We start from the raw sequence: 26,102 nt of genomic DNA, 5'->3' as shown, positions 1-26,102 counted from the left end.
TTCCTGAGGTGCCAGCACTGCACCATTGATGAGAAAAATTATCCCAGGGAGATAAAGCGGATAATATGCATAAAAATCACCAGATTTAGATGGCTGCCTTCTTTTTTGGGGTATTTATGAACAACGACCTAAAAATCGAAAATGATGTTCTGGACGGCATCGACCGCCGTCTGGTGCAACTGTTGACGGCGAATGCGCGCACCACGACGGCGGATCTGGCGCGCCAAGTCGGCATGTCCTCGCCCAGCGTCGCCGACCGCTTGCGGCGCCTGGAGGAATCGGGCGTCGTGCGGGGGTATACGCTGGATGTAGACCCTGCCGCATTGGGCTATAGCTTGACCGCGATCGCGCGTATCCGCCCCTTGCCGGGTCAACTGCGGCGAGTCGAAAAGCTCATCGCCGAGATCGGCGAGGTGATCGAATGCGACAAGGTCACTGGTGACGATTGTTTCATCGCGCGCCTGGTATTGAAATCCATCTCCCAACTCGATGGCGTCCTGGACAGGATCACCGAGTTTGCCGAAACGAATACCGCGATAGTGAAAAGCAGCACGGTACGCCGCAGGCTGCCGCCGCTGCAATCAGTACGGCCTGGATAGCGCGCCTCGCCAAAAGGGCGCGATTTTGCTCAATCAAGCTTCAGCACTGCAGGCTTGCAAAACGTCTTCCTTCAGCGAGGCAGGCTTGTCCGTGGGCGCATAGCGCTTGATCACCTGGCCGTCGCGACCCACCAGAAACTTGGTGAAATTCCATTTGATGCCCTCGGTGCCGAGCACACCGGGCTTTTCGCCTTTGAGCCAGCGATAGATCGGGTGAGCATTCGGCCCATTGACCTCGATCTTGGCGAACATCGGAAAGGTCACGCCGTATTCGGTCGAGCAAAAATTCTGGATGGCAGCCTCGTCGCCGGGTTCCTGGTGGCCAAACTGATCGCAGGGAAAGCCCAGCACGGTCAGTCCCGCTGCATGGTAATCACGGTACAGCGTCTCCAGCCCCGCATATTGCGGCGTGAATCCGCATTTCGAGGCGACATTCACTACTAACAGCACCTGGCCGCGGAATGCCTCGAGCGCTTGTTCATTGCCCTGGATGTCTGTGGCGGAAAAATCGTAGATTGTGCTCATGGCGACCTCTCGTCGTTCGGTTTCCAACGAGACCGTTCATACCGCGTGATATGGGCCTCGTGATGCGGTCTCTCAACTCAGTGTAGCGCGGCGTTGGCAGGAGCCATACGGACAGCAAATCCAGATTGATATGCAGCGTTGCATACCAAAACACCCGGACACCGCTCATTTGTCCTTGCCGCGCCTGCGGTTTCACCATGATTTTCGTGCCGGCCCGCCTATGATGGAGGGTATGGCACTCACACAGATATCGTATAGGAGCCCACATGGACGATTTAGTGAAACGACTCGAAGCCATGCTGGCTAAAGGCCAGAACAACGCCATGTTGCGTTTGTCATTGGGCAAGGCCTATACCGAACAGGACCAGTTCGATGTCGCGGCGCCCCATCTGCGAGCCGCGTTAGAGCTGGATCCACAATATTCAGTCGCGTGGAAATGGCTGGGCAAGGCATTGCAGGGGCAGGGCGATCTCGCTGGCGCAAGACAGGCATGGGAAAGCGGCATTGCAGCCGCCCAATCGCGCGGCGATCAACAGATCATCAAGGAATTACAGGTATTTATCAAACGTCTGGATCGCGCCAGCCAAATGTAAAAGCCACAAGGAGATGTGTCCCGAACCCCGGCAAAACCGGCATGGCTATTGACGCCTGTAGTGGCTCGGTTCTGTAATCGAAGACATGGACGAGAGTGATAGAGGTCAACGCTGAGATGGGCAAACCAATAGATTTACGATCCCCTTATGCCAATGGGCCGGATCGCCACAGCAAGACGGCGCGCGATGCATTGCAATCGCTATGGCGTGGTTTGAATATGCCTGACGAGGCGATGGACGTCGTCGAGCTGACGGGAGCGGAACCAGTGTTCCCCTCATCATTTGCCGTGGGCACTGCGGCGCAGGCCAGTATGGCTGCCGCGGCGCTGGCGGCTGCCGAAATCTGGCATCTGCGAGGAGGCACGCGGCAGCGCGTCTCGATCAACATGCTGCACGCAGCACAGGAATGCCGCAGCTATTTCACGCTCGACGGGATCGAGACGGATGTCCACGACAAAATCACCGGCGTGTACCGTTGTGGCGATGGCGGGTGGGTGCGTATTCACGCCAATTTCGCTCATCATCGGGACGGCGCCTTGGCATTGCTGGGATGTCCGACCGGACCTGAGACCACCCGGGAAATGGTGGAGCGGGCGCTCTCTACACGCAGCGCGTTGGATGTCGAGCAGCAGGCGGCCGAGGCAGGGCTGGTAGTGACCGCCATGCGCACGTTTGACGAATGGGACCGTCACCCTCAGGGCTTGGCGGTCGCTGGCCAGCCGGTACTGACTGTGACCCGTATGGGTGAAGCCGATCCCCGTCCCTTGCCTAAGTATTCTCAGGAGGCGCGTCCGCTGAAGGACATACGCGTCCTGGACTTGACGCGCATCATTGCCGGCCCGGTGTGCGGGCGAGCCCTGGCGGCGTATGGGGCCGATGTCATGCTGGTCAATTCGCCTCATCTGCCCAATATCGAGACCATCGCTGAAACCAGCCGCGGCAAACTGTCTGTGCATGCAGATCTGGAAACAGCCGACGGCCGTATCGCCTTGGCCAATCTGCTGCGCAGCGCGCACATATTCGTACAGGGATATCGCCCGGGGGCGCTGCAGTCGGTGGGGTTCGGCCCGCAGGACGTGGCCCGCATACGGCCGGGCATTGTGTATGTCTCGCTGTCGGCCTATGGTGATAGCGGCCCCTGGGCACAGCGCCGCGGATTCGATTCGCTGGTGCAGACCGCGACGGGCTTTAATCATGCCGAGGCACAGGCGGCTGGGATCGATCGTCCCAAACCATTGCCTATGCAGATTCTCGACCATGCTTCGGGTTATTTGATGGCATTTGGGGCGCAAGTCGCCCTGGCCCGCCAGGCGACAGAAGGCGGCAGCTGGCATGTGTGCGTGTCATTGGCACAGACGGCGCGCTGGCTGCGTTCGTTGGGGCGGGTCGCAGATGGATTGCAGTGTCCGATGCCGCCGATAGAGAGCTATCTGGAGACGACGCCTTCGGGTTTCGGCCAACTGACTGCGGTGCGTCACGCCGCGCAATTTTCATTGACCCCTGCTCGTTGGACGAGACCCTCCGTTCCTCCGGGGACGAACCCGACGGTCTGGCCGTTTAATTGACGCAGCGTTATCGCTTTCGCTGTGTTTGAGTTGCTGTGTGGACCGGATATCATCCCGTCCACATAGATGCAAGAAATCTGGAGCAGCCTGACGCTATCTTGAGAGTAGACTCTCGTTTTTGCATAGGAACTCGCATGTCTACGACCATTTATCACAATCCGCGCTGTGGCACGTCGCGCAACGTCTTGCAGATGATCCGTGACGCCGGTATCGAACCCACGATTATTGAATATCTCAAATCACCGCCGTCCCGTCCGACGTTGGCCGGGCTGATTCAACAATCGGGTTTGAGTGTGCGTGAGGCCGTGCGCGCCAAGGAATCCCTGTACGAAGAACTGGGCCTGGGCGCAGCCGATGTCACCGACGACGAGTTGTTGGATGCGATGATTGAAAATCCCATCCTGATCAATCGCCCATTCGTCGTGACCGAGCAAGGCGCGCGTCTCTGCCGCCCCGCCGAATTGGTCAAGGAAATTTTGCCGTAAGGCTATTTTTTCGAGGTCTGCGGATGGCTGGCGCGCCAGTCCCGCAGCGCCTGCAGGGTGTTGGCGACATGCCGGTCGGGGCTCATGTCGGTATAGGCATAGCCGACTTTATGGTCCGGCAGGATGACGTACGACACCCGTTTGGCATAGTCAGGGCGGCGGTCATGGACGGCGTCATAGGCCTTCATGATGGCCTGATCTTCGTCGGCAGCGACCGCGAATTTGCCGCGGCATTCGCTGACCGAGAATTTCTTTAGCGTATCGATATCGTCGGCCGAGACGCCAATCACGCTGGCGCCCAGGGCCTTGTAGTCGTCGGTGGCTTCCGCGAAATTGCGTGCCTCGATCGTGCAGCCTTGCGTGAAGGCTGCGGGATAAAAGTACAGCACGACAGGGCCTTGCTTGAGCGCCTCGGCGAGTTTGAACGTGAAGACTTCGCCGCCCAAGGACGCCGGCGCCGAGAAATCGGGCGCTGCTGCGCCGACCGGTAATTCGGCACGGGCCAGTAATGGGTTGGCCAGGGCCGTGGCCACGGCCAGCAAAGTCAAAGTACGTTTCAGCATAAGTCGCTCAAGTCTCAGGCCTCAGTTCAGTTCCAGCGGCCGCCGGAGCCCCCCAGGCTGAAGCGCCCCGCACCCATGAAGGCGATCGCCAATGCGCCAAACAGGAACATGCCTTGCAGCTCCAGCGCCCATCCGCCTTGGGCGTTGAGGCTGCTGAGCTGCCCAGTATGCGCCAGCATGATGGCCACGATCATGTTCACGACGACCAACAGTGCGCCCAGACGGCTATAGAACCCGAGGATGACCAACAAGGGACCGACGACTTCGCCCAGATAGGCGGCGTAGGCGAAGAAGCCCGGCAGCCCATGCGAGCTCAGCATGCCGGAGATGCCTCCCACTCCGCTGGAGAGTTTCATGATGCCGTGCAACAGCACCAGAATGCCTAGGCTGAGGCGTAAAACGAGCTTGCCGGTGTCATCAGATTTGATCATTTGGATTCTCTTTGATTTGTAGGTGTACACCCGTTAATAAATAAATGGCCCGCAAAACCTATTCATTGAACACGGCTGGTGCGCTCATTATTGCAAATCTTTGGTGAATGACAAGGTTGAACCCGATACAGGATGTGCCGCGCCGGCAGAGGGCGCTTGCGCCGCACTGAGGGAGTTCCGGACCTGAACTAATTCGGCCGCGACGGCCACGGCGATTTCCGCTGGGGTACGGCTGCCGATAGGCAGGCCCACCGGGCCACGCAGACGGGCAATGTGCTCGTCAGTCAAGTCAAACTGGCTCAGACGCTCGCGCCGTTTTGCCTGGTTTGGCCGAGACCCCAATGCACCGACATAAAAGGCGGGCGATTTCAGCGCCTCCAGCAAGGCCATATCGTCCAGTTTCGGGTCATGCGTCAGCGCCACAATGGCGGTGCGTGCATCGACGCCGATTTCCAGCACGGCATCGTCAGGCATCGTGGTCAGCAGCGTAGCTTGCGGCACATCCCATCCGCCATAGATTTCCTCGCGCGGGTCACAGACCAGAACGTGAAAGTCCAGCATCGTGGCGATGTGGCACAGCGCTCGCGCAGTCTGATTGGCGCCGATAATCAATAAACGCCATTGCGGCCCGTAGACCGCACGCAGAATCCGGCCATCAAAATCCGGGCCGTCAGCGGGATTGGCCGGCGCCAGCGTGCAGGCGCCAGTCTGCAGATCGAGCGTACGCGCAACCAGCCGTTGTTCGGTGATCTCCGTCAGCACGACGTCGAGCCACTCGGGCGTTGGCAGCGGCTCCACGACCAGGCGCAGCGTGCCACCACAGGGCAGCCCGAAACGCGCTGCCTCATCGCTGGTCACGCCGTAGGTAATGCGATCGGGCCGATCCGGCAGCGTGCCTGCTTGGGCGCGAGCGATCAAATCGTCTTCGACGCAGCCGCCGGAGACTGATCCCACCATGCGGCCATCGGCACGCAACGCCATCAGCGCGCCCGCCTGGCGGGGCGCAGACCCCCATGTCTGGGCCACCGTCGCCAAATGCACGGCGTGGCCTTCCCGAATCCATTCGCGCGCTTGGCGCAGCACATCCATATCCAGCGAGTTCATTGGAGCTGAGTCTTGTGTGAGGGTTATCAAAACGTTGATCAGAAGCGCTACTCAGGCCGGGTTCAACAAGTCGGCAGGGACGTCGACATCACGCAAAACACCAACGTCATCACACTCGATTTCGAGTGCGCCGTGGCGCACCAACAATGCCCGGGCGCCTGTGTCACCGCCGAGCTCGGCCAACTCGGGCAAGAACTGCGTACCGAATATAACAGGGTGCCCGCGTTGGCCCTGGTACACCGGCACGACAATGCGATCGGGGGCGGCGTGCGCCAATAATCGCTTCAGCGTGTCGGCCCGCAGCCAGGGCATATCGGCTAACGCCACGACACAGGCTGTCGGTTGGGGTTCCGTGTTTGCTGTATCCGGCTGGACATTCGGCCGCTGGATGAGGTGCCGGGCGGCTGCCGCCAGCGAGATTCCCATGCCGCGAGGACTGTCCGGCACATCGACAATCTGGCAGCCTGCATCGGACAGTATCGCCGATAAGGCGTCCGGGTGCCCGGCGACGATTGCGATCGTATCTGGCACCACCGTCAGCAAGGTTTGCGCACTCGCCTGAACAACATGGCGGCCGTCTGGCAGCTTGGCCAGGAGCTTGTGCATCTCGTGACCAGGGGCTGCCGGCACGGCGGCGCGATAGCGCATACCTTCACCCGCAGCCAGCAGGATGCCAGTATACCGATGCGTCGCGGCTGTCGCAGACTCCATTCCCGTCGCTGTGTAATCAATGATCGGCAAAGCTTAGGCCTGGGGGGCTCGCCTCGTCAATCGGCGCTGCCGCCCTGGCCCCGCCAGTCTGGAATCCGCGACTCATTCCCGCTGTCAGGGTTGCCGCACAAACAGCGCATCGGGGATGTCGTCAATCTCCGACAGAGTCAATGCCTCGCTGATCTGATTCGCGCCTGGGACAAAATTCATCGCGGCATCTTGCAGCATGGGAATCCGGAACGTATCGCCTTGCCAATGCTGCATGGCTCTGGGCGCGGAGGCTCCGGCGACCATGAGCAGGCCGCTGCCTTCTTGTCGAATCACGATGTCTCCATAATAGGGGTGCGTATAGCGGCCCACATAGCGTTTCGCATCGATGGCTTGGCCCGAACCGGCTGGCGGCGTGCCGTGCAGGCGGCCTGGGCGATCCAGTAATTGTGCCAATGCCTCATGCCATTTATCCCGCAGATCGGGCCAGATATCCTGATCCGGGCGATCGTTAAACAGCAGCATCATCAGTTTATATTCCAGCGCATCCGGTACACCCATCGGCGGTGTGTTGGTCAATATCACGATACCCAGGCCCTGCGCGGGCAAAAAAGAGACGCGCGTATTGATGCCTTCCTCGAACGCGCCGTTATGCTCGAGCACTTTGCGGCCATTATCGTTGCGGACCTCCAGCCCCAGGCCATAATGCAGCGACGGGAATGCGGGGTTGATGATGGTTTGCGCCGTCTGGGTTTCGTGCATGGCGTCTTCGGAGACAATCTGTTTACCGTCCAACTGACCGGCATTCATCTCGAATGCGATAAAGCGCAGCATGTCATTCAGCGTCGAATACACACCTCCCGCAGGGGCTTCGGCGTTGTGCGAGTTGACCTCGGTCGCGACCGCCTTGCCATTGATGATCTCGTGGGCTGCCGAGCGGTTTTCCACGCCCAGGAATTCCTCGTGTGTGACGACGGTGCGGTTCATCCCCAGAGGCTTGATGATCCGGCTGCGCACCAGGTCTTCCCACGACATGCCTGCGGCCTGTGCGGCGACTTCGCCAGCTAGCGTGAGATTCCAATTGGAATAGGCATACTGTGTACGAAAGGGCGTGACCGGTGGCAAATATCGCAACCGCTTGAACACCTCGGCGCGCGGATAGCTGAAGATCACCTCCAGATCGTCACCGTAGAACGACGCATAGCCCGTGCGTTGCGACAGCAAATCGCGCAGGGTCATTTCGCTGGTCACATAAGGGTCCTGAAAACGGATGCCGCTGGCCAGATCCGACACCTTGCTATCCCATTGCACAGCGTCATCGCCCACCAGCGCCGCGACCGACGCGCCGGCAAACACCTTGGACACCGAGGCCAGAGGAAACAGCGTATCGGCATCGACCGGTTTGCCATTGCGGGCATCGCGCACGCCATAGCCGCGGGCCAGCACGGGTTTGCCGTCCACAATGATGCCTACCGCCATACCCGGCAACCCACTGCGCGCCAGCAGATCGCTTGCATAGGCTTCAAACGCCGGCAGGACTCGTGCGACTTGCTCTGTGGTCAACGCCCGAGCGGCCGCGGCCTCGCTGGTGTCCAGGTTATAGGCGTGGGCGCTGCCCACGCCGGCGACTGCCATGACCGCGGTAATCGCGGCGGATATCACACAGTGCCGATAGCACGGGAATAGCTGTTTCATCACAAATCCCTATTCGGTTGTCTTGCAACGTAGTGCCTGCTTTGCGGGGCTCGAGGATCGATCTGGCTCGTTCGCTATTGCCACCCGGTTTGATAAATCAATCTCAGCAACGCCTGATTGAACGCCACGCCTTGCTCCTGCTGGCGCAGAAATCCGGCTTGTACGATCAATCCAAAATCTGTTTGATAGGCCGCGGTGGCTGACCAGCCCCAATCGTTGTTGTCGACAAAGCCCTGGTCGGCCAGACTCCCTTGGACAGCGTTCAGATCGCGCCGCGCCGCGGTGAGCGTGTACAGCATCTGGCCGTGGCTGAGACTGGCCGAGAGCACAGTATCGGTGGCGGCTGCCTGGCGTCCCATATAGCCGCGCAGATACACGGCTTCGGCAAACAATCGCAGCCCCCACGTCTCGGACAGTGGCGTGTCGTAATTGACGGTGACTGACATGCCGGTTTCGCTGCGCTCGTCCGCCTCGCCGTCGCCGCGCGCCATTCGGCCCACTGCGATACCGCCGCGCAAGCCGGGGAGGCCAGGAATATCCGAAATGTCATAGGCGATCCCACCCGACTGCAACCCATGGGTATTGCCCGGTCCGCCGTCTTCCAGTTGGGGCAGGGCGGGATAGTCTTTTGTCCAGGTATGGCCAAATACCGTGTTGTCGCGCTTGAACACAATAGAGGTCAGTGTGTGGCGCGCCGAGTCCGCGTTTTTCCACGACCATCGCGCGCCCAGACCCAGCGAGCCGGGGTAACTGTAATCCCCGGAAAACCCGCTATAGATGCCGTCGACGGTCTGCCAGGCCTCGCCATAGCCCACCTCGAATTTCCCCGCAAACAGCGTGGTGTGACCGGCGTCGTAGGTCACAAACAGATTGCGCAGTTGTCCGTCCAGTTGTTCAAAAGCGCGATCTTCTGGGGCGGTGGCAAATGAGCGGAATTCCGCCAATCCCGATATCGCCAGCGTGGGCGTCAGCCGTGCAACGATGGCGCCCTGCATAAAGGGGTCTACCGTGTTCCACGACGACGGCAGACCCGAGCCCTCAGGGCCTTTGACATCATAGAAATGGGCGTTTTCGATGTAGCCGATGAACTGGCCCGAGACGTGCGGATAGGTTTCGTGCGGGGCAATTGCCGGATCGACCGCCGGGTCCAGAATGATTTCGGACTGCGATGCCCGCGCCGCGCCCGGTCCGATGGCTTGGCCCGCCAGCATCGTAAAGATGACTGCGCCAGAGAGGGACTGCCATCTTCGGAGTGCCGGCATGGGGTGGAGGCTAATCAAAAGAAACAAAAAGTGTTGCGATATTAGCAAAAACTTCATTAAAACAACACATTGCCATTTTTTTCTGCCGGTCCGACGGCGGCAAAACCGAATATCCGGCGTACCGTCCGGTCCGATTCAAGAAGGGTTTGAAAACGCGTGATTGCCGCCCCGGGATAGGGGCGCATGCGGCATGCGACTTGCTGATGGACATACAGGCGCCACGCTCTCGCGGCGCCGCAGCGGAATATGTGCCGCGCACATCAGGAGATAAGCATGATGAATCGCTTTGTACACAGTGGTCTGGCGGTCGTACTGACCTTGGGCATGATTGGTGTCAGCGGCGCGCAGGCGCCCACCACGCCGCAGCCTAGCCAGCCCGTTACCAAATTGGACAGTACCGATCGGCAATTTATGAATGATGCCGCCCACGCTGGCGCATTGGAAATCCAGGCCAGCAAACTCGCGCTGAAAAAGGGGCGTCACGCCGACGTCAAGGCCTTTGCGCAAAAGATGATCGACGACCATACCAAGGTCGCCCAGAAATTGGCGGAGTTGGCCAAGAGCAAGGGATATGAGATCCCGAGTGATCCCTCCTTGATGCAAAAGGCCAGGCTCAAGGCGCTGGATGTACGTGACGACAGTTTTGACGAAGCCTATGTAAAAGAGATCGGTGTTTCGGCACACGAGGACGCCGTCAAACTGTTTGAGAAAGCGTCCACCGAGGCCCAGGACCCCGATGTCAAACAGTTTGCTATAGAAACACTGCCCAGCCTGAAGCATCATCTCGAGGATGCCCGCAAGCTGCAGCAGACCATCGCACCGGCAAAGCAGTAGGCAACATGCCTCCGGTTGCCCCGTCATGATGGTAGAAAAGCATGCTGACGCGTGAAAAGAACGCACTCGTCGTGGTGTCTCCGCATCTGGACGATGGAGTATTCAGTTGCGGAGATCTCCTGGCCCGCAGCCGCCTGAGTACGGTCATCACGGTGTGCACAGGACTGCCGGAGAATCCCGCGCGCTTGACCTCGTGGGATCAGCGCTGCGGATTTCCGACTGCACGGGCGGCGTTGACGGAGCGTCTGGAGGAAAACCGGGAGGCACTGAGGCTATTGGGCAGCGACGGTGTAGAGCTCGGCCTGCCGGATAGCCAATACGTGCACAACTGGCAGCCTTTTATTCCGCTACTGCGCGAGTCGCTGAAAAATGCACTCGCGCGTCTGCATCCGCGTCAAGTGGTGATGCCGTTGGGCTTGTTCCACGATGATCACATCCGTGTGTCGGACATATTGCTCTCGTTGCTGTACCTGTTTCCAGCCGCGGTCTGGATGGCATATGAAGATGTGCCTTATCGTGCGCGCCCCGATGCCGTACCGCAACGGCTGTCTGTGATCCGGCAGCGCGGCATAGAGGCATCGCGGGTGGCGACGCCATGCCGTTCCGACCGGAAGTCCCGCGCCGTGTGGGCATATGGCAGCCAGTTGCGAGGATTTGGCGCTTGCCCGGACGATCTGATTCGCCCCGAAGGCTATTGGCGATTGACGCCATCGGAAGGCGGACCATGACTGCCTCTGACCAGTCTGTCACGCCGCGCGTGTCGATCGTTTTGCTGACCTATAACCGTCAGGACGAAGTGTGTGCAACGTTAGCGCGTTTGAAAGGACTATCCACGGCAGCCGGTCCGCCGCCCATCATTGTGGTGGACAATGCGAGTACAGACGGCACCGCGCAGCGCATCGCCGACGAATATCCCGATGTCGAATTGATCGTGTCGCAGACCAATCTAGGCGCGGCAGGCCGAAATCTGGGCGTGCAATGCGTCCGCACGCCTTACGTTGCCTTTAGCGACGACGATACCGCGTGGTCGCCGACGGCGCTGGATACCGCGGCGGGAATTCTGGATGCGCACCCGCACATCGCTGTACTTAATGCGCAGATCCTGGTCGGCAACGAGGCTCGGATCGACCCCGCTTGCGATGTCATGGCGGCCAGCCCCCTGGCTGAGGTGGACGATGTTGGCCCGGAACTGATCGGATTTATGGCAGGCGCCTGTGTCATGCGTACTGCGTCATTCCGAGACGCGGGTGGTTATTGGCCGCCCCTGTTCATCGGCGGCGAAGAGGCACTGTTGGCTTTGGATATTCTGCAAAAGGGTCAGCACATCGTCTATGCACCGAGCGTAGTGACGCATCATTGGCCATCCACGTTGCGCGACAACGGCCGGCGGCGTCGTTTGATGGCGCGTAATAGTATCTGGACTGCATGGCTGCGATTGCCAGTGCCAATGGCCCTGCGCAGCAGCATCGAGGAACTCAAGAACACGCCCACGCTGCTCGCCAGGCTGCAGTTGTCGGGGGATGTGTTGAGCGGGGTTCTTGCGGTATGGCGTCATCGGCGTTGCGTCAGTGACTCTGTTTGTGCAAGGGTCGAGCGAGTATCGCGATCGCGTGCCGCTGGGCTCAAAGGAACGGTGCCCAGCCTATGAACGGCAAGGCAGACGAATCCGTAGGCATATTGGACCAGGACGTCACAGCCGACAGCTTTGCGCGTAAAGAGGTCACGCGCACGATCTTGCGCGCGTTGTGGAAACATCGGGGCAGAACCGGGGCTGCGATCGCACTGCTGGTTGCCGCCAAACTTCTGATGGTGCTGGTCCCGTTTCTGTTGAAGTCCATCGTGGATAGGCTGAGCGAACCCGGACTGCTGGTTTTGCCGGTGTTTTTGCTCTTGGGCTATGCGCTGATCCGGTTTGGCGGCAGCCTGTTCACCGAGTTGCGTGATGTGGTGTTCGTGCGTGTGGCGCAGCGGGCGGTGGCCGATTTCACGTTGAGGGTCTTTGACCACCTGCAGCGTTTAGGGGCCCGATTTCACGGTACGCGGCAGACCGGCAAGCTCGCGCGCGACGTAGAAAGGGGCACCGCCGGTATCGGATTCCTGCTCGGGACTGCGCTCTTTACGCTGTTGCCGACGCTAGTCGAAATGGTCTCCGTAGTGTTGATCCTGATCATGGGCTATAGCGCGTGGTTTGCCCTGGCCATGGCCGCCACGTTCACGGCCTATTTTGTTTATACGGTGATCCTGGTGCGTAAACGGGTGGTCTACCAACGCCAAATGAATGATCTGGATTCACGCGCCGGCGGCCGGATTGTCGATAGTCTTTTGAATTACGAGGCCGTCAAACTCAACGCGAACGAAGGGCTGGAGTCCCGGCGGCTGAGCCATGTGTTGGGATCATGGGTCGACGTGGGGATACGCAATCAAGCGTCGTTATCGCGGCTGCATGTGGGGCAGAGCGCCATCATCGCCTGCGGTGTGGCGACCGTCATGTTGCTGGCAGGCGAGCAGGTGGTAGACACGCGCATGACAGTCGGGGATCTGGTATTGGTCAACGCATACATCATCCAGATTTGCCTGCCCTTGAATACGCTGGGCCTGGTCTTTCGCCAAGCCAAAGAAGCTTTCGTGAATGCGGAGCGAGTCTGCGACCTATTGCGCAAGCCCACGGAAACGGGCGACGACGCGACACTGCCGGACTTGGACCCCGGTATGGGAGAAATCCGATTTGAGAAGATTAATTTCGGCTATGAAGCCGGTCGCCAGATATTGTGGGACATCGATCTGACGGTTCGCGCGGGAACGACACTGGCCGTCGTGGGCGGCAGTGGTTCAGGCAAATCGACATTGGCGCGCCTGTTATTCCGTTTTTATGATCCCAGCGACGGCAGCGTGCGCGTCAACGGCCAGGACCTGCGCACGGTCAACGTACGCAGTATTCGCAAAGCCCTGGGCATCGTACCGCAGGATACCGTGTTGTTTAACGAGACCATTGCCTACAACATCGCCTACAGTCAGCCCGGCGCGACTCGCGATCAGATCGTGCAGGCAGCACGTGGGGCGCGAGTACATGAGTTCATCGAAAGCTTGCCCAGCGGCTATGAGACCCCGGTCGGTGAACGCGGCATCAAACTGTCCGGCGGCGAACGTCAACGCATCGCCATCGCCAGAGCCATTCTCAAAAATCCCTCCATCATGGTTTTCGACGAGGCGACATCGGCGCTGGACACGCGTACCGAGCGTGCGATTCAGGCCGAGCTGGAACGCCTCTCGCGCGGCCGTACCACCCTGATCATCGCGCATCGCCTATCGACGATCGTGCATGCCGACAACATTGTGGTGCTGGATCGAGGTCGCGTTATCGAACAAGGCCAGCATAAAGACCTGTTGGCGCAGCAGGGCATGTACGCGCAAATGTGGACGCTGCAGCGCCAGCAGTCCGAACTGGAACAGGCCCAGGACCGCCAGACTCGTCAGCCCGTGAATCTGGTAGCGGTTGTAGCAGGGGTATTGGATGCAATACGAGAGGTCGCATTAGAGCGAGGGGTAAACCTGTATACCCTCATCGGCAACGAGGCCGCGCGGATCAGCGGCGATCCCAGTACCTTGCAACAGTTAGTATGGGATCTATGCTTGCATGCGATCGCGGTTACGCCACCCGGCGGACGCATCGAAATAAGGCTGCAACGCAATGGTCCCATGGCGCATCTGGCAGTGACCGATGGGCGTTCGGACCTCGTGTCCTCGACGGGACAGGATGGTTCCGATGCGTTGCGTCGAGCGGCGGCGTTGGACCCGGCTCAGCTGGCTGCACAGGTCCAACGGCAAGGCGGAGTCTTTCATAGTGCGGCAGCCGATGTGGGCGGCCTGACGTTCTCGGCCGACTTTCCGATTCGGGCCGTCGAGCCCACTGTGACACGGCGGGATGCGCAGCGTGCCGATGTGCAGAATGTGTCGGTCATGGTGGTGGACGATCAGGACGAGGCACGCGAAATGATTGCCGAGGTGCTCAAAGACAACGGCGCCCGTGTGACCGAATACGCTGACGGTGAACAGGCATTGGCTGCGTTCAAGGCCATGTCCGCGGATCAATGGCCCGACGTATTGATCTGTGATCTTTCCCTGGGTGAGATAGACGGCTACGAAGTCATCGCCCGGGTGCGGGCTATGGAGGCTGAACGAGGCGCTGCGCTCGCCCATCGCCTGCCCGCTATTGCGCTATCGGGTTTTGCAGAGCCCGAATACCGATTGCGTACCTTGCTGGCCGGGTTCCAGATCCACTTGGCCAAACCGGTCAATACACAGGAGTTGTTGGCGACGGTGGGAGCCTTGCTGCCTGCTGCGCCAGCCAGCTTCGGCGGCAATCAGGAAAAAAGCTGATTGCGCCTGAATCGCAGGAATTTCCACGCTTTTTTCGTTGCGCGGCACTTCTTACGCCTGCCGGTAAGAAGTGCCGCATCGCGTCGATTTCCCTGTTGTACCGGCATACATCGCCGTATGTGCGCCTCTACGGCACAGCACTTGCTTCATAACAAGATACCGGCGTGCGTCACCCGTCGAGCGCTGGCTAGAAAACGGAGCTTCATTATGAGAAAGATTGCCCTCATCAGCGAGCATGCGTCGCCGCTCGCGCTGGCTGGCGGCGTCGATAGCGGCGGACAGAACATCTATGTGGCGCAGGTTGCCCGTCAATTGGCGCGCGCAGGGATTCAAGTGGATGTTTTTACGCGCAAGGACGACCCCCTGTTGGCACCAGAACAGGAATGGATGGACGGTGTGAATATCGTGCACGTTCCGGCAGGGCCGGCGAGCTATCTGCCAAAGGAACAAATGCTGCCGTATATGGACGAATTCAGCGCCTTTTTGCAACGGTACTTCGCACGGCAACGTCGCGGCTACGATGTCATTCATGCCAATTTTTTCATGTCAGCGTTGGCGGCATTACCCGTATCGCAACGGTATGGCGTGCCGATGGTGGTGACCTTTCATGCACTAGGCAAAGTGCGCCGGCGCTATCAGCAGGAAGCAGACCGTTTTCCAGATAGCCGGTTCGACATCGAAGACGAAATCGTACGGCATGCCGACTGCATCATTGCAGAATGTCCGCAAGATCGGCGCGATCTGATGGAGTTGTACGAGGCTGATCCGACACATATCGACATCGTGCCCTGCGGCTACGATGCAGGGGAAATGAAGCCGCAATCCAAAGCCGCTGCGCGCGCCGCACTCGGCTGGGACGACGAGACTTTTACCTTGCTGCAGCTGGGACGTATGGTGCCGCGCAAAGGCGTCGACAACGTGATTCGAGCATTGGGTCGATTACGCCACCGCTACGGTATCGAGGCCAGGCTGCTGGTCGTCGGCGGAAACTCGGAAGACGCAAGCGAAACCGCCACCCCTGAAATCGGACGGTTGCGCGGCATTGCAGAACGAGAGGGCGTCGCGCCCGCGGTGCAATTTACGGGCCGTCGCGATCGCGACCAGCTGGCAACGTACTACAGTGCCAGCGACGTCTTTGTGACGACACCGTGGTATGAGCCGTTTGGTATCACGCCCGTCGAGGCAATGGCATGCGGCCGGCCTGTGATTGGTGCGGACACCGGGGGCATTCGCACGACCGTCGTGAATGGCAAAACCGGATTCCTGGTGCCACCCAAAAATCCCGACAAGCTCGCCGAGCGTCTGGCGCAGCTGGCCTCGAATCCCGAGCTATGCGAGCGGATGGGCGAAGCAGGCCGCTTGCGTGCAAGACGGCTTTATACATGGCAGCGCGTGGGACAGGATTTGCTGTCGGTCTATGAGCGCCTCGAAGCGGGCAGGGCCGGCCGGACTCGTCATGCCGTTCAGATTGCGGCGTAAAGGAGCGAATGATGCATGAATTCGAAACATTGAAGGATCGGGCGATTCTGGTGACAGGCGGCGGCAGCGGCCTGGGCGCGGCGTTGTGTCAGATGCTGGCGGCAGAGGGGGCCCGTGTTGCGGTGGCAGACATTGATGAACAACGCGCAATGAAGCTGGCCGGACAGTTGAAGGAAACCGGGGCCCAGGCCATCGCCTGCGGCATGGATGTCGGCGTGGTGGTGGATGTACGCGACGGGCTGGATACCGTGGTCGGCCAGTTCGGCAAGCTGGACGCCATCGTCAACAGCGCTGGCGTGGACGTGACCGCGCCGATCGACACGCTGGATACCGATGTGTGGGAAAGAGTCCTGCGCACCAATCTGACGGGTCCATTTCTGATGGCGAAAATGGGAAAGGATCGTTTGAGTCCCGGCGGGCACATTGTGAATATTGCCTCCACGGCCGCCCGGCGTGCCTGGCCGAATGCCAGCGCCTATCATGCCAGCAAATGGGGCTTGATGGGCCTGTCGCATGCCTTGCATGCAGAGCTGCGCGGGGCGGGACTGAAGGTCAGCGCGGTCATCGCCGGCGGCATGCGCACGCCGTTTCTGCTGGATCGATTTCCGGACATCGACGTGGGCACCTTGCAAGATCCCGCTAACGTCGCACGCGCCGTGCGCTTTATCTTGACCCAGCCGCCAGAAACCGTCGTGCCCGAAGTGATGGTGTTGCCGATGAAGGAAACATCATGGCCCTGAGGCCAGCGGTATTCCTGGATAAAGACGGCACCGTGCTTGTCGACGAGCCTTATAACGTCGATCCCGATCGTATGAGCTATGCGCCGGGCGCCGTTCAGGCGTTGTCGTGCCTGGCGGCTGCTCAACTGCCATTGGTCGTGATCAGCAATCAGGCAGGGATCGCTCGAGGATACTTTCATCCCGATGCCCTGACCGCGGTGGGCGATAGGTTGGCCGAGATGTTCCGTGCAGCGGGTGCGCAGCTCGATGGTTTTTACTGGTGCCCGCATGATCCGTCGGGGATACTGCCGGACTTCGCCATCGAGTGCGATTGCCGCAAGCCTCAGCCCGGCTTGCTGTTACGGGCCGCGCGGGAACTTGGCCTGGATCTGGAGGCATCGTGGTTCATCGGTGACATTCTCGATGATGTGCAGGCCGGTCATCTGGCAGGGTGCCGCAGTGTGCTGCTGGACGTGGGCCATGAAACGGAATGGCGCATGACGCCGGGTCGCGAGCCTGATCGATGCGCCGCCGATCTCTATGAGGCCGCTCGTCTGGTGTTGAATGCCATGGCAAATGACGCCGCCGCACAGGGAGGCTGAACATGGCATGGGATTGGGCTGCGACTCGGCATGTCCTATGTGTACGCCTGGACAATATGGGCGATGTCCTGATGTGCAGCCCGGCGATGCGCGCGTTGCGCGAGTCTGGTGCGTCACGCCTATCGTTGTTGGCTTCTGCTGCCGGTGCCCGGGTGGCGACCCATATTCCTGAGATCGACGCGGTGTTGGCCTATGATCCCGCTTGGGTCAAGAACGACTCGTCAGGCCGGGACGACGATCTTGACATGATAGGCAGACTGCGCGCGTTGCGACCCGACGCCGCGGTGATTTTTACCTCTTTCAGTCAGAGTGCCTTGCCCGCAGCGCTGATGTGCCATCTGGCCGGCATACCGAGCGTCCTGGCGCACTGCCGCGAGAATCCGTATCGCTTGTTATCGGATTGGGTACATGATACCGAACCTCAAAGCGGCATCCGTCATGAGGTGCAACGGCAGCTCGATCTCGTCGCGCATGTAGGTGCGCATAGCGCAGAGACTCGGTTGTCATTTCGTGTCCGTGATGGCGATCGGCTTTCGCTCAAGCACAAACTCGTGCACCTGGGCGTGAGCGAATCGGAGGGCTGGATTTGCGTGCATGCGGGCGCCACCGCTGCCTCGCGCCGTTATCCGCCCGCATTGATGGTCCAGGCCTTGGTCGGGCTGCGAGGAGAAGGGCGCCGCATTCTCCTACTGGGTGGACATGAAGATCCCGCCTTGGCGCGGGCCTTGGCCGATCATCGCGCGCTGTTGCCCGGTTTAATTGATCTGTCCGGCCAATTGACGCTGGGCGAACTGGGTGCTGCGCTGGAGGGCGCGGGCGTCATGATCTGCAATAACAGCGGCCCTGCGCATATTGCCGCCGCCTTGCAGACTCCCATCGTGGACCTCTACGCCCTGACCAATCCACAACACACGCCGTGGCAAACCGCCGCTCGCGTCGTCTATCACGATGTGCCGTGCAAATACTGTTATCGCAGTGTATGTGTGCAAGGCCATCATGCTTGTCTCGCAGGCGTAGATCCACGCCGTGTCACGGCCGCGGCACGGGAATTGCTGGGGCATGGACGCGACGACAGCGTCGTTTCACGTCACGCGGAGGATGTCTCATGCTTACCTTAGGAATCAATGCCGCTTATCACGATTGCGCCGCGGCACTGGTGCGAGACGGTCAGGTGTTGGCCGCCGCGGAAGAAGAGCGCTTTACCCGGATAAAGCATGGCAAACGCCCCGTGCCGTTTACCGCCTGGCAATTGCCATATCACGCGATCGACTATTGTCTGGCGCAAGCCGGCGCCCATCTGGGGCAGGTCGATCATATCGTCTATGCCTACGACCCAAAGCTGTTGATGTCGGCGGATAACACCGAACCGAATATCGTGCTGCCCCTGGAGCCATCGAAAGCCGGTTTTGGACCTGATGGCGAGTCGCCGTGGGATCCCTTGTTTGTGTCTTATCTGGTCAATGCGCCGCGGCAATTGCTGGATGGCGTTCCGCATCATCTCAGGTCGCCCCGGCTGGATGGCCTGACACTGGATCACATTAAAGACCGGTGGGTCAATCTGGATCACCACTTGTCGCACGAGGCGAGTGCGTTTCTGGCCGCGCCGTTTGACGAGGCTGCGGTGTTGACCATGGACGGCCGAGGTGAACGCACGACGACGAGTTTCGGCCATTTTTCACGAGGCGAATACCACCGCATCAAACAGATCGATCTGCCGCATTCGCTAGGCCTGCTGTATGAGGAAGTCACCCGTTACCTGGGGTTCCTGCATTCCTCTGACGAATACAAAGTCATGGCGTTGGCGTCATTCGGAAAACCGACGTATCGCAAGGAGTTTCGCGAGATTCTGAGTCTGGAGGATCAGGGCGGATATGCCTTGCATCCAGCGAAGTTGACTGAGCGCTTCGGCCCGGCCAGGCATCGCGGCGAGCCATTCGATGAACGGCACAAGGACATTGCCAGTTCCTTGCAGTATGTCCTGGAAGAAACCGCACTGCACATGACACACTGGCTGCGCAAGCAAACCGGGTCGTCGCGGCTGTGCATGGCGGGTGGCGTGGCACTGAACTGCGTCATGAATGCGCGTATCGCACGGGACGGCGAATTCGAACAAGTGTGGGTGCAGCCTGCGGCGGGTGACGCAGGTACGGCGTTAGGCGCGGCGCTATATGTCGATTATCAGCGCCGGGGCGGTCCGCGTGAATGGGCCATGGAACATGCCTACTTGGGCCCGGACTATACGGACGAGGAAATCGAGCGGTTCCTCTATCAGTCGAGATTGGCGTTTCGCAAGCTGGACGATGTGGCGGAGGAGGCCGCAGAACTGCTGGCCCAGGAAAAAATACTGGGATGGTTTCAGGGGCGCATGGAATTCGGTCCACGCGCGTTGGGCGCGAGATCGATTCTGGCCTCGCCATTGGACAGCGCGATGCAAGCACGCTTGAACGGATTGAAAGACCGGGAGGACTTCAGACCCGTCGCGCCAGTGGTGATGGAGGATCGCGCCACAGCATGGTTCGACGGCCGTGGTGCTGCGTCGATCTGCGCGCCGTTCATGTTGTTTGTCTATGACGTATTGCCGCATCGCGCAAAACAGATTCCCGCAGTGAGGCATATCGACGGAACCGCACGCGTACAAACGGTACGGCGGGACCAGAACGCGCGTTATTACGACCTGTTGGCCGCGTTCGAAAAGCGGACCGGTGTGCCCGTGCTGGTGAATACCTCGTTCAATACGCGGGGTGAGCCTGTGGTGTGCAGCCCGCGCGACGCATTGGAGTGTTTCTGGACGTCGCCGCTGGATGCACTGGTGATTGGATCTTATCTGGTTGAGAAACCGCGATGAGCGCAACGATTGGACCTGCCATTCTGGTGTCGGTGATCGTGCCGACGTATCGCCGTCCGGATCTGCTGGAACGGTGCCTGAGGGCGTTGGTCAGCCAGCACTTTCCCCGCGATAGTTATGAAATCATTGTCTGCGACGATGGGCGTAGTGATGCGACGCGTCGACAGGTCGGTCAATGGCAACGTGCGCAACAGGATAGACCTGCGATACGGTATCTCGCCGTGGTGGGCGAGAAAGGCCCGGCCGCCGCCCGCAATATGGGCTGGCGCAACGCGCGCGGCGGCATCATCGCCTTTACCGACGATGACACGATCCCGGCACCGGACTGGCTGGGGCAGGGCGTACAGGCAATGACAGCGAGCGTGGCGGCGGTGACCGGTGTTACGGAAATGCCGTTGCCCGATCCTCCGAGCGATTATGAACGCGATGCGGCAGGCTTGACCCGCTCGGCCTTTATTACCGCCAACTGCTTCGTCCGACGGTCCGCATTAGAGACGGTCGGGGGCTTTGATACACGCTATACCATGGCTTGGCGAGAGGACTCCGATTTGCATTTTGCGCTCTTGGATCGTGGATTCTCGGTTCAGGCTGCGCCCTTGGCCCGCGTATTGCATCCGGTGAGGCCGTTTCGCTTTGCGGCGGGCCTGGGAATGCAGAAAAAAGTGATGTTCGATATGTTGTTGCGGCGGAAATATCCGTTTCTTTATCGCAAGCATATTCGCGATCGGCTGCCTAGCTTTTATTTGTACGTGACCGGGTCGTTTCTCGCGGCGGCCGTCTTGGCCGTCGCTGGGCAGTATCCCCTGGCCGGTGTGGCCGCAGGGATATGGTTGATGCTGACCGTCATATTCTTTCTGCGCCGTCTCCGAGGCACGCGCCGCTCGCTGCAGGCAGTCGCGGACTTGATGATTACTTCAATATGTATCCCGCTGCTGTCCATTTTATGGCGTGTGGTCGGCCTCGTTCGATTCCAGAGGGCGGCGGTATGACGGCAGTACTGGATCCCCTGCATCCTCCGCATCGCATCATCGTATTCCGTGCGCTGCAACTGGGTGATATGTTGTGCGCCGTCCCTGCATTCAGGGCGTTGCGGCAAGCCTTTCCCCGTGCGCAGATTGTCTTGGCAGGATTGCCCGGCGCGCGTGAGTTCGTCGACAGATTCCATGCCTATGTGGATGAATTGACGCCATTCCCTGGAAACCCGGCCTTTCCAGAGCAACCGCCTGACGAGGCGGTGTTGCCTGCGTTCTTTGAACGCATACGATCCTGGCAACCCGATGTCGCATTGCAGCTGCATGGCAGCGGGCGTCAGTCCAACGAGGTAGTGCGTCAATTCGGCGCGCGGCAGTGGGTTGGCTTTGTGCCGGCTAGCGATGAACAAGTGCCCGGCGCACGCTTGGTCTGGCCGGACCATCTGCCTGAGGTCCTGCGATATCTCGCGCTGCTGCGTTTTGCCGGCCTGGAAAACGTACACGATGAGCATCTGGAGTTCCCATGTTCCCACGCGGACGAACGGGACGCGACGCACCTGATACGTCAATGGAATCTGGATCCTCGCAAGCTCGTGCTCATCCATGTGGGGGCTCGCCTTGCGTCGCGCCGCTGGCCATTAGCGCGTTTCGCAGACATCGCAAGGGGTCTGCATCAGGATGGTTGGCAGGTCGCATTGACCGGCACCTCCGGCGAACGCGCAATGACTGCTGAGCTGCAGCGGCTGGCTCAGATCCCGCTGGCAGACCTATCGGGCCAGACCAACTTGGGCAGTCTGGCGGCGCTGGTGCGGGTGAGTCGCTTGCTGGTTTGCAACGATACGGGGATATCCCATATCGCAGCCGCGATGCAGGCTGCCAGCGTCGTGGTGGCCTGCGGCAGCGACACACGCCGCTGGGCGCCGCTGAACCGCAAGCGGCATCGTGTGCTGTCCGCAGAGGTGCCATGCCGTCCTTGCGCGCACCCCGTGTGTCCGATTGGACACCCTTGTGCGCTACAGGTGACCGTGCCCGAAGTGTTGGCGGCGGCGAGGGGTCAGCTCTATGCGGGCGAGAAGGTGACAGCATGATGACAGTTCCCCCTCGCGAGCCCTCGCGCCGTTTGCGTATTTTGACCTGGCATGTCCATGGCAATTATCTCTACGCGTTGCATCATGTCCCTCATGATTTCGTGGTGCCGGGCCTGGATCACGCCATGCCGGGCTATGGTGCGCTGGGCAATCGGATCCCATGGGGCAGTAATCTCACCCAGGTGCCGGCGGAGCAGTTGCGGCACTTGCAGTTCGACTGCATCCTGTATCAGTCCCGGCAGAATATCGAAGACGCGCGCCTTTTGCTGACCGATCAACAGCGCGCGCTACCCAGCATCTATCTGGAACACAATCCCCCGGAGCCGCATCCTACGGATACGCAGCATCCGTTTCGCCACCCACGGGGCCTGACGGTCCACGTCACGCCTTTCAATGCAGTGATGTGGAACAGTGGCGGCATGCCTGTCAGGATCGTGGAACACGCGGTACCTGATCCTCAGGTCGCGTACGACGGCAGCCTGGCGCGAGGAATCGTCGTCGTCAATCATCTGGCTCGTCGTGGCCGGCGTATAGGGCGGGATATTTTCGAGCATATGCGTTTGCATACCCCTTTGGAATTGATCGGCATGGACGCCGAGGCATTGGGTGGTCTGGGTGAGATTCCCAATCTCGAAGTCGCAGCCCACATGGCTCGCTATCGTTATTTCTTCAGCCCGATCCGTTACGCCAGTCTCGGCTTGTCGCTCGTCGAGGCGATGCTGTGCGGCCTTCCCGTCGTGGGGTATGCCACGACGGAGCTGCCCACGGTGATCACCAACGGAAAAGAAGGCTATGTCGATACGCGGCTGGAACGATTGATTGAGGTGGCGCGCGAGCTGATCGTCGACCCTGAATTGGCCCGCACATGGGGCAGGGCAGCACGGGAAAAAGCGCTGCAGCGGTTTGGCATGGAGCGCTATATCGCCGAATGGCTCAACGTATTCGATACAGTGACGGAGCACCGATGAAAAACGATATAGCAGAAACGGGTCGCGCTTTGGTGGCAGGCGGTGCAGGCTTTTTGGGCTCTCATCTATGCACGCGGCTGCTGGTGGATGGATGGGAAGTCATATGCGTGGACAACTTCCAGACGGGACGTGCCAGCAATCTGGCGGCGCTGGCCGATCATCCCCGGTTTACTGTGCTGCGTCACGATGTGGTCGAACCCTTGGGCGATCTGGGTGTGACACGCATTTATAACCTGGCGTGTCCGGCTTCGCCGGCGCAGTATCAGGCTGATCCGTTAAGAACGCTGCGAACATGCCTGCTGGGAGCCATGCAGTTGCTGGAACTCGGACGCCGTACTGGTGCAAGGGTTTTGCAAGCCTCTACGAGCGAGGTGTATGGCGATCCCTTGCAACATCCACAGCGCGAGGGCTATTGGGGGCATGTGAACCCGGTTGGTCCACGGGCGTGCTACGACGAAGGGAAACGCTGCGCCGAAACGCTGTTTATGGAATATGAACACCGAGAGGGCGTAGAGATCAGGATCGCGCGGATCTTTAATACCTATGGCCCAAAGATGTCGCCGAATGATGGCCGGGTGGTCTCCAATTTCATTAGCCAGGCATTGGCGGGCAAGCCGCTGACTATCTACGGGGATGGTACCCAGACGCGATCGCTCTGTTATGTCGATGATTTGATTGATGGCCTGGTGCGTCTGATGGAGAGCCCGGCAGAGATCTCGCAACCCGTCAACCTGGGCAACCCCGTGGAGCTCTCGATGCTGGACATTGCGGATCTCGTGCTGGCGTCAACAGGGGCACAAGTGCCGCTTGCGCATCAGGATCTGCCAGTCGATGATCCGGCCCATCGGTGTCCCGACATTTCGCTGGCCCAACACTGTCTGGGATGGCATCCCAAGGTAAGCCCTGCCGACGGCATCGCTCGCACGGTGGCCTATTTTTTGGCTGAATCTCAAAAAGAGCCGGTATGCAGCAGTTCTTTGGCCAGCGCCTGACTGGGCGTGTTCAGCCGGAGGGGAGGGCTGTGGATATGGTTATTCCATTTTTATTCATTCCGGATGGCTATGTGACGAGATGCGTCGCCGAGAATCCGCCGGGATAGGTAAAGGCGCCTCACGGATATAGGAGCCGGGAAAGACATGTATTGGGCGAGCATGTAACGAACCGAAGGGTTCCGCTAGATATTTGTTGCAACGCAACAGGGTTTCGATACAGAATACGGGCTCGTGCCTCGATACACTGCCTGCGTCAGTTGGATTATGGGTATCCCCTGCGCCTATGGTTGGGCAGGGCGCTTATCCGCCAGTCTGACTCAGGAGAAAAAATGGATCATTCCATCCTAGTTCAGCAGTCGAACCTTGCGTCACCGGACGTTGTTTCGCCCCGTGATGCCGCATTGTGCGCCGTCAGTCCTGCCGCCGAGGAGCTGTCCTCTGCGGACCGGGCAGTGGCGCTGCGGATGTTGAACGAGGCCTTGTCCATGGAAGTCATGTGCGCGCAGCGTTGCCAGAGTCAGGCGGTGTTGGCTCGCGGCCTGGACGCGCCCGCGGTCGCAGAGGAACTGGAACGCCATGCAGCAGATGCCCACAACCATGCCCAGCGCTTGCTGCAACGTATCGCACAGTTGGACGGCGGATCGCTCGCCTCGACCGAGCATCTGATCCATGTCAGCCAATCCGAGTATGTAGAGGGCGTTACCCTGACCGACATGCTCAACGAGAACCTGGCTACCGAACGGATAGCGGTCGCGGGTTATCGCGAGATGGTCGATTACCTGGGTGAAAAAGATCCCGTCACGCGCCATCTGCTCGAGGACATCATGGCCATGGAGGCCGCGCAAGTCCACGAGCTGGCGCAGCAGTTGGGCGAAAAATAGCGCTGGGAAGGGCGCCTGCCCTGGTCCTCAGCCTCACGAGCCGGCATGACACCTCATCGCGGGTTACGCCCGTGCAATGCGCTCGTCTTGTAGACGTGTTTCAATCGGCCTACACGTTTAACTTTCATTTGCCTGAATATCCCGCCATGACCGCACCTTTTTTGCTCGCTGACTGCAAAGCCATCGCTTTCGACCTGGACGGCACATTGCTCGACACGATGCACGACATCCGCGCATCCGTCAGCGTGGCACTACGCGATTGTGGCCACGGCGAGCTGCCAGAGGATTACCTCATGCCGAATCTGCATGGGGCGTTTCCCGCAGTGCTGGTGGCCGTCATGCAGGACAGGAACGTGCCGTTGTCCGAGTTGGATGCGGTGATAAAGGCCTATACCAAGCACTACGCCTACTTGGCTCACCGCAATTCGCAACCGTATCCGGGGGTGATCGATTTCCTGGAGGATTGCCAATCGCGCGGCGTGAAACTGGCCATATGCACCAATAAACTGCACGCTTCGGCCTTGAAAGCATTGGAACAAAAAGGCCTGACGCCGTATTTCTCGGTAGTACTGGGCAGTGACTCGGTCAGCCGTCCCAAGCCGGACGCTGAGCCATTGCTGAAGGCCTTCGAGGCCATGGGTGTCGCTCCTGCGCAGGGTGCGTATGTGGGTGACACTCACGTGGACGCGATGAGCGCGAACAACGCAGGGGTGCCGTTCTTGTGGTTCCGCTCGGGGTATGGCGGCGAGCTGGTACATGAGTATCCACAGGCTCTGGCTTTTGACGATTACGCCGAACTGCTCGGGGTGCCGGAACAGGCCTAGT

Annotated in this window: 26 protein-coding genes; 19 read left to right on the top strand and 7 right to left on the bottom strand. The window is 59.8% G+C overall.

What is annotated here, in order from left to right; genetic code table 11:
* Positions 1-116 precede the first annotated feature (116 nt).
* Positions 117-599 carry an Lrp/AsnC family transcriptional regulator gene (locus ACYVI2_RS24085; RefSeq protein ID WP_415816994.1) on the top strand — a complete coding sequence of 161 codons (483 nt, stop codon included), beginning with the start codon at positions 117-119 and terminating at the stop codon, positions 597-599.
* Between the two features lie 33 nt (positions 600-632).
* On the opposite strand, the gene ACYVI2_RS24080 is transcribed toward ACYVI2_RS24085, so the two are convergent.
* Complete coding sequence (locus tag ACYVI2_RS24080; RefSeq protein ID WP_415816992.1) at positions 633-1,124, bottom strand: glutathione peroxidase; 492 nt, start codon at positions 1,122-1,124, stop codon at positions 633-635.
* Positions 1,125-1,390: 266 nt separating this feature from the next.
* On the opposite strand from ACYVI2_RS24080, the gene ACYVI2_RS24075 reads away from it, so the two are divergent.
* From ACYVI2_RS24075 to arsC, 3 genes are all read left to right on the top strand, one after another.
* Positions 1,391-1,717: a tetratricopeptide repeat protein gene (locus ACYVI2_RS24075; protein WP_415816990.1), complete on the top strand. Its 327-nt coding sequence runs from the start codon at positions 1,391-1,393 to the stop codon at positions 1,715-1,717.
* A 116-nt stretch (positions 1,718-1,833) separates the two neighbouring features.
* On the top strand, positions 1,834-3,282 hold the full coding sequence (locus tag ACYVI2_RS24070) for a CoA transferase (protein WP_415816988.1): 1,449 nt from the start codon (positions 1,834-1,836) through the stop codon (positions 3,280-3,282).
* A 134-nt stretch (positions 3,283-3,416) separates the two neighbouring features.
* Positions 3,417-3,767, top strand: coding sequence for an arsenate reductase (glutaredoxin) (gene arsC / locus ACYVI2_RS24065; protein ID WP_415816986.1), 351 nt, complete (start codon positions 3,417-3,419; stop codon positions 3,765-3,767).
* A gap of 2 nt (positions 3,768-3,769) precedes the next feature.
* Here arsC and ACYVI2_RS24060 read toward each other — a convergent pair whose 3' ends face one another.
* The 6 genes from ACYVI2_RS24060 to ACYVI2_RS24035 all read right to left on the bottom strand — a co-directional run bounded on the left by ACYVI2_RS24060 (position 3,770) and on the right by ACYVI2_RS24035 (position 9,521).
* Positions 3,770-4,330: a peroxiredoxin gene (locus ACYVI2_RS24060; RefSeq protein WP_415816984.1), complete on the bottom strand. Its 561-nt coding sequence runs from the start codon at positions 4,328-4,330 to the stop codon at positions 3,770-3,772.
* Between the two features lie 26 nt (positions 4,331-4,356).
* A complete protein-coding gene (locus tag ACYVI2_RS24055; protein WP_415816982.1) occupies positions 4,357-4,761 on the bottom strand; it encodes a DoxX family protein in 405 nt (134 codons plus the stop codon).
* Positions 4,762-4,848: 87 nt separating this feature from the next.
* Positions 4,849-5,865, bottom strand: a complete 1,017-nt coding sequence (locus tag ACYVI2_RS24050; RefSeq protein WP_415816980.1) for an XdhC family protein — start codon at positions 5,863-5,865, stop codon at positions 4,849-4,851.
* A gap of 51 nt (positions 5,866-5,916) precedes the next feature.
* Positions 5,917-6,576, bottom strand: a complete 660-nt coding sequence (locus ACYVI2_RS24045) for a nucleotidyltransferase family protein (protein WP_415816978.1) — start codon at positions 6,574-6,576, stop codon at positions 5,917-5,919.
* A gap of 114 nt (positions 6,577-6,690) precedes the next feature.
* Complete coding sequence (locus ACYVI2_RS24040) at positions 6,691-8,259, bottom strand: serine hydrolase (RefSeq protein WP_460490364.1); 1,569 nt, start codon at positions 8,257-8,259, stop codon at positions 6,691-6,693.
* Between the two features lie 74 nt (positions 8,260-8,333).
* Positions 8,334-9,521 (bottom strand): hypothetical protein, encoded by a 1,188-nt coding sequence (locus tag ACYVI2_RS24035; protein ID WP_415816976.1) that lies wholly within the window; start codon positions 9,519-9,521, stop codon positions 8,334-8,336.
* A gap of 273 nt (positions 9,522-9,794) precedes the next feature.
* Between ACYVI2_RS24035 and ACYVI2_RS24030 the strand changes: the two genes are divergently transcribed.
* From ACYVI2_RS24030 to ACYVI2_RS23960, 15 genes are all read left to right on the top strand, one after another.
* Positions 9,795-10,355, top strand: a complete 561-nt coding sequence (locus ACYVI2_RS24030; protein ID WP_415816974.1) for a DUF4142 domain-containing protein — start codon at positions 9,795-9,797, stop codon at positions 10,353-10,355.
* Positions 10,356-10,396: 41 nt separating this feature from the next.
* A complete protein-coding gene (locus tag ACYVI2_RS24025; protein WP_415816972.1) occupies positions 10,397-11,083 on the top strand; it encodes a PIG-L deacetylase family protein in 687 nt (228 codons plus the stop codon).
* The gene (locus ACYVI2_RS24020) at positions 11,080-12,003 is read left to right on the top strand and encodes a glycosyltransferase family 2 protein (RefSeq protein WP_415816970.1); all 924 of its coding nucleotides are present in this window, start codon (positions 11,080-11,082) and stop codon (positions 12,001-12,003) included. Before ACYVI2_RS24025 ends, ACYVI2_RS24020 begins: the two co-directional genes overlap by 4 nt.
* Positions 12,000-14,732: an ATP-binding cassette domain-containing protein gene (locus ACYVI2_RS24015; protein WP_415816968.1), complete on the top strand. Its 2,733-nt coding sequence runs from the start codon at positions 12,000-12,002 to the stop codon at positions 14,730-14,732. Before ACYVI2_RS24020 ends, ACYVI2_RS24015 begins: the two co-directional genes overlap by 4 nt.
* Before the next feature lie 207 nt (positions 14,733-14,939).
* The gene (locus ACYVI2_RS24010) at positions 14,940-16,211 is read left to right on the top strand and encodes a glycosyltransferase family 4 protein (RefSeq protein ID WP_415816966.1); all 1,272 of its coding nucleotides are present in this window, start codon (positions 14,940-14,942) and stop codon (positions 16,209-16,211) included.
* 11 nt (positions 16,212-16,222) lie between these two features.
* On the top strand, positions 16,223-16,951 hold the full coding sequence (locus tag ACYVI2_RS24005) for an SDR family oxidoreductase (RefSeq protein ID WP_415817141.1): 729 nt from the start codon (positions 16,223-16,225) through the stop codon (positions 16,949-16,951).
* Positions 16,942-17,532, top strand: a complete 591-nt coding sequence (locus ACYVI2_RS24000; protein WP_415816964.1) for a D-glycero-alpha-D-manno-heptose-1,7-bisphosphate 7-phosphatase — start codon at positions 16,942-16,944, stop codon at positions 17,530-17,532. The genes ACYVI2_RS24005 and ACYVI2_RS24000 overlap by 10 nt, the downstream gene beginning before the upstream one ends.
* A gap of 2 nt (positions 17,533-17,534) precedes the next feature.
* On the top strand, positions 17,535-18,650 hold the full coding sequence (locus ACYVI2_RS23995) for a glycosyltransferase family 9 protein (protein WP_415816962.1): 1,116 nt from the start codon (positions 17,535-17,537) through the stop codon (positions 18,648-18,650).
* Positions 18,638-20,377, top strand: a complete 1,740-nt coding sequence (locus ACYVI2_RS23990) for a carbamoyltransferase family protein (protein WP_415816960.1) — start codon at positions 18,638-18,640, stop codon at positions 20,375-20,377. Before ACYVI2_RS23995 ends, ACYVI2_RS23990 begins: the two co-directional genes overlap by 13 nt.
* The gene (locus ACYVI2_RS23985; RefSeq protein WP_415816958.1) at positions 20,374-21,366 is read left to right on the top strand and encodes a glycosyltransferase family 2 protein; all 993 of its coding nucleotides are present in this window, start codon (positions 20,374-20,376) and stop codon (positions 21,364-21,366) included. The genes ACYVI2_RS23990 and ACYVI2_RS23985 overlap by 4 nt, the downstream gene beginning before the upstream one ends.
* The gene (locus tag ACYVI2_RS23980; protein ID WP_415816956.1) at positions 21,363-22,436 is read left to right on the top strand and encodes a glycosyltransferase family 9 protein; all 1,074 of its coding nucleotides are present in this window, start codon (positions 21,363-21,365) and stop codon (positions 22,434-22,436) included. Before ACYVI2_RS23985 ends, ACYVI2_RS23980 begins: the two co-directional genes overlap by 4 nt.
* A complete protein-coding gene (locus ACYVI2_RS23975) occupies positions 22,433-23,404 on the top strand; it encodes a glycosyltransferase (RefSeq protein ID WP_415816954.1) in 972 nt (323 codons plus the stop codon). The genes ACYVI2_RS23980 and ACYVI2_RS23975 overlap by 4 nt, the downstream gene beginning before the upstream one ends.
* Positions 23,401-24,396: a UDP-glucuronic acid decarboxylase family protein gene (locus ACYVI2_RS23970; protein ID WP_415816952.1), complete on the top strand. Its 996-nt coding sequence runs from the start codon at positions 23,401-23,403 to the stop codon at positions 24,394-24,396. Before ACYVI2_RS23975 ends, ACYVI2_RS23970 begins: the two co-directional genes overlap by 4 nt.
* A 329-nt stretch (positions 24,397-24,725) precedes the next feature.
* Positions 24,726-25,277, top strand: a complete 552-nt coding sequence (locus ACYVI2_RS23965) for a ferritin-like domain-containing protein (RefSeq protein WP_415816950.1) — start codon at positions 24,726-24,728, stop codon at positions 25,275-25,277.
* Positions 25,278-25,423: 146 nt separating this feature from the next.
* The gene (locus ACYVI2_RS23960; RefSeq protein WP_415816948.1) at positions 25,424-26,101 is read left to right on the top strand and encodes an HAD family hydrolase; all 678 of its coding nucleotides are present in this window, start codon (positions 25,424-25,426) and stop codon (positions 26,099-26,101) included.
* Position 26,102 lies beyond the last annotated feature (1 nt).

Source organism: Bordetella tumbae, assembly GCF_054780995.1.
This window is presented reverse-complemented; position numbering and strand designations above follow the sequence as displayed.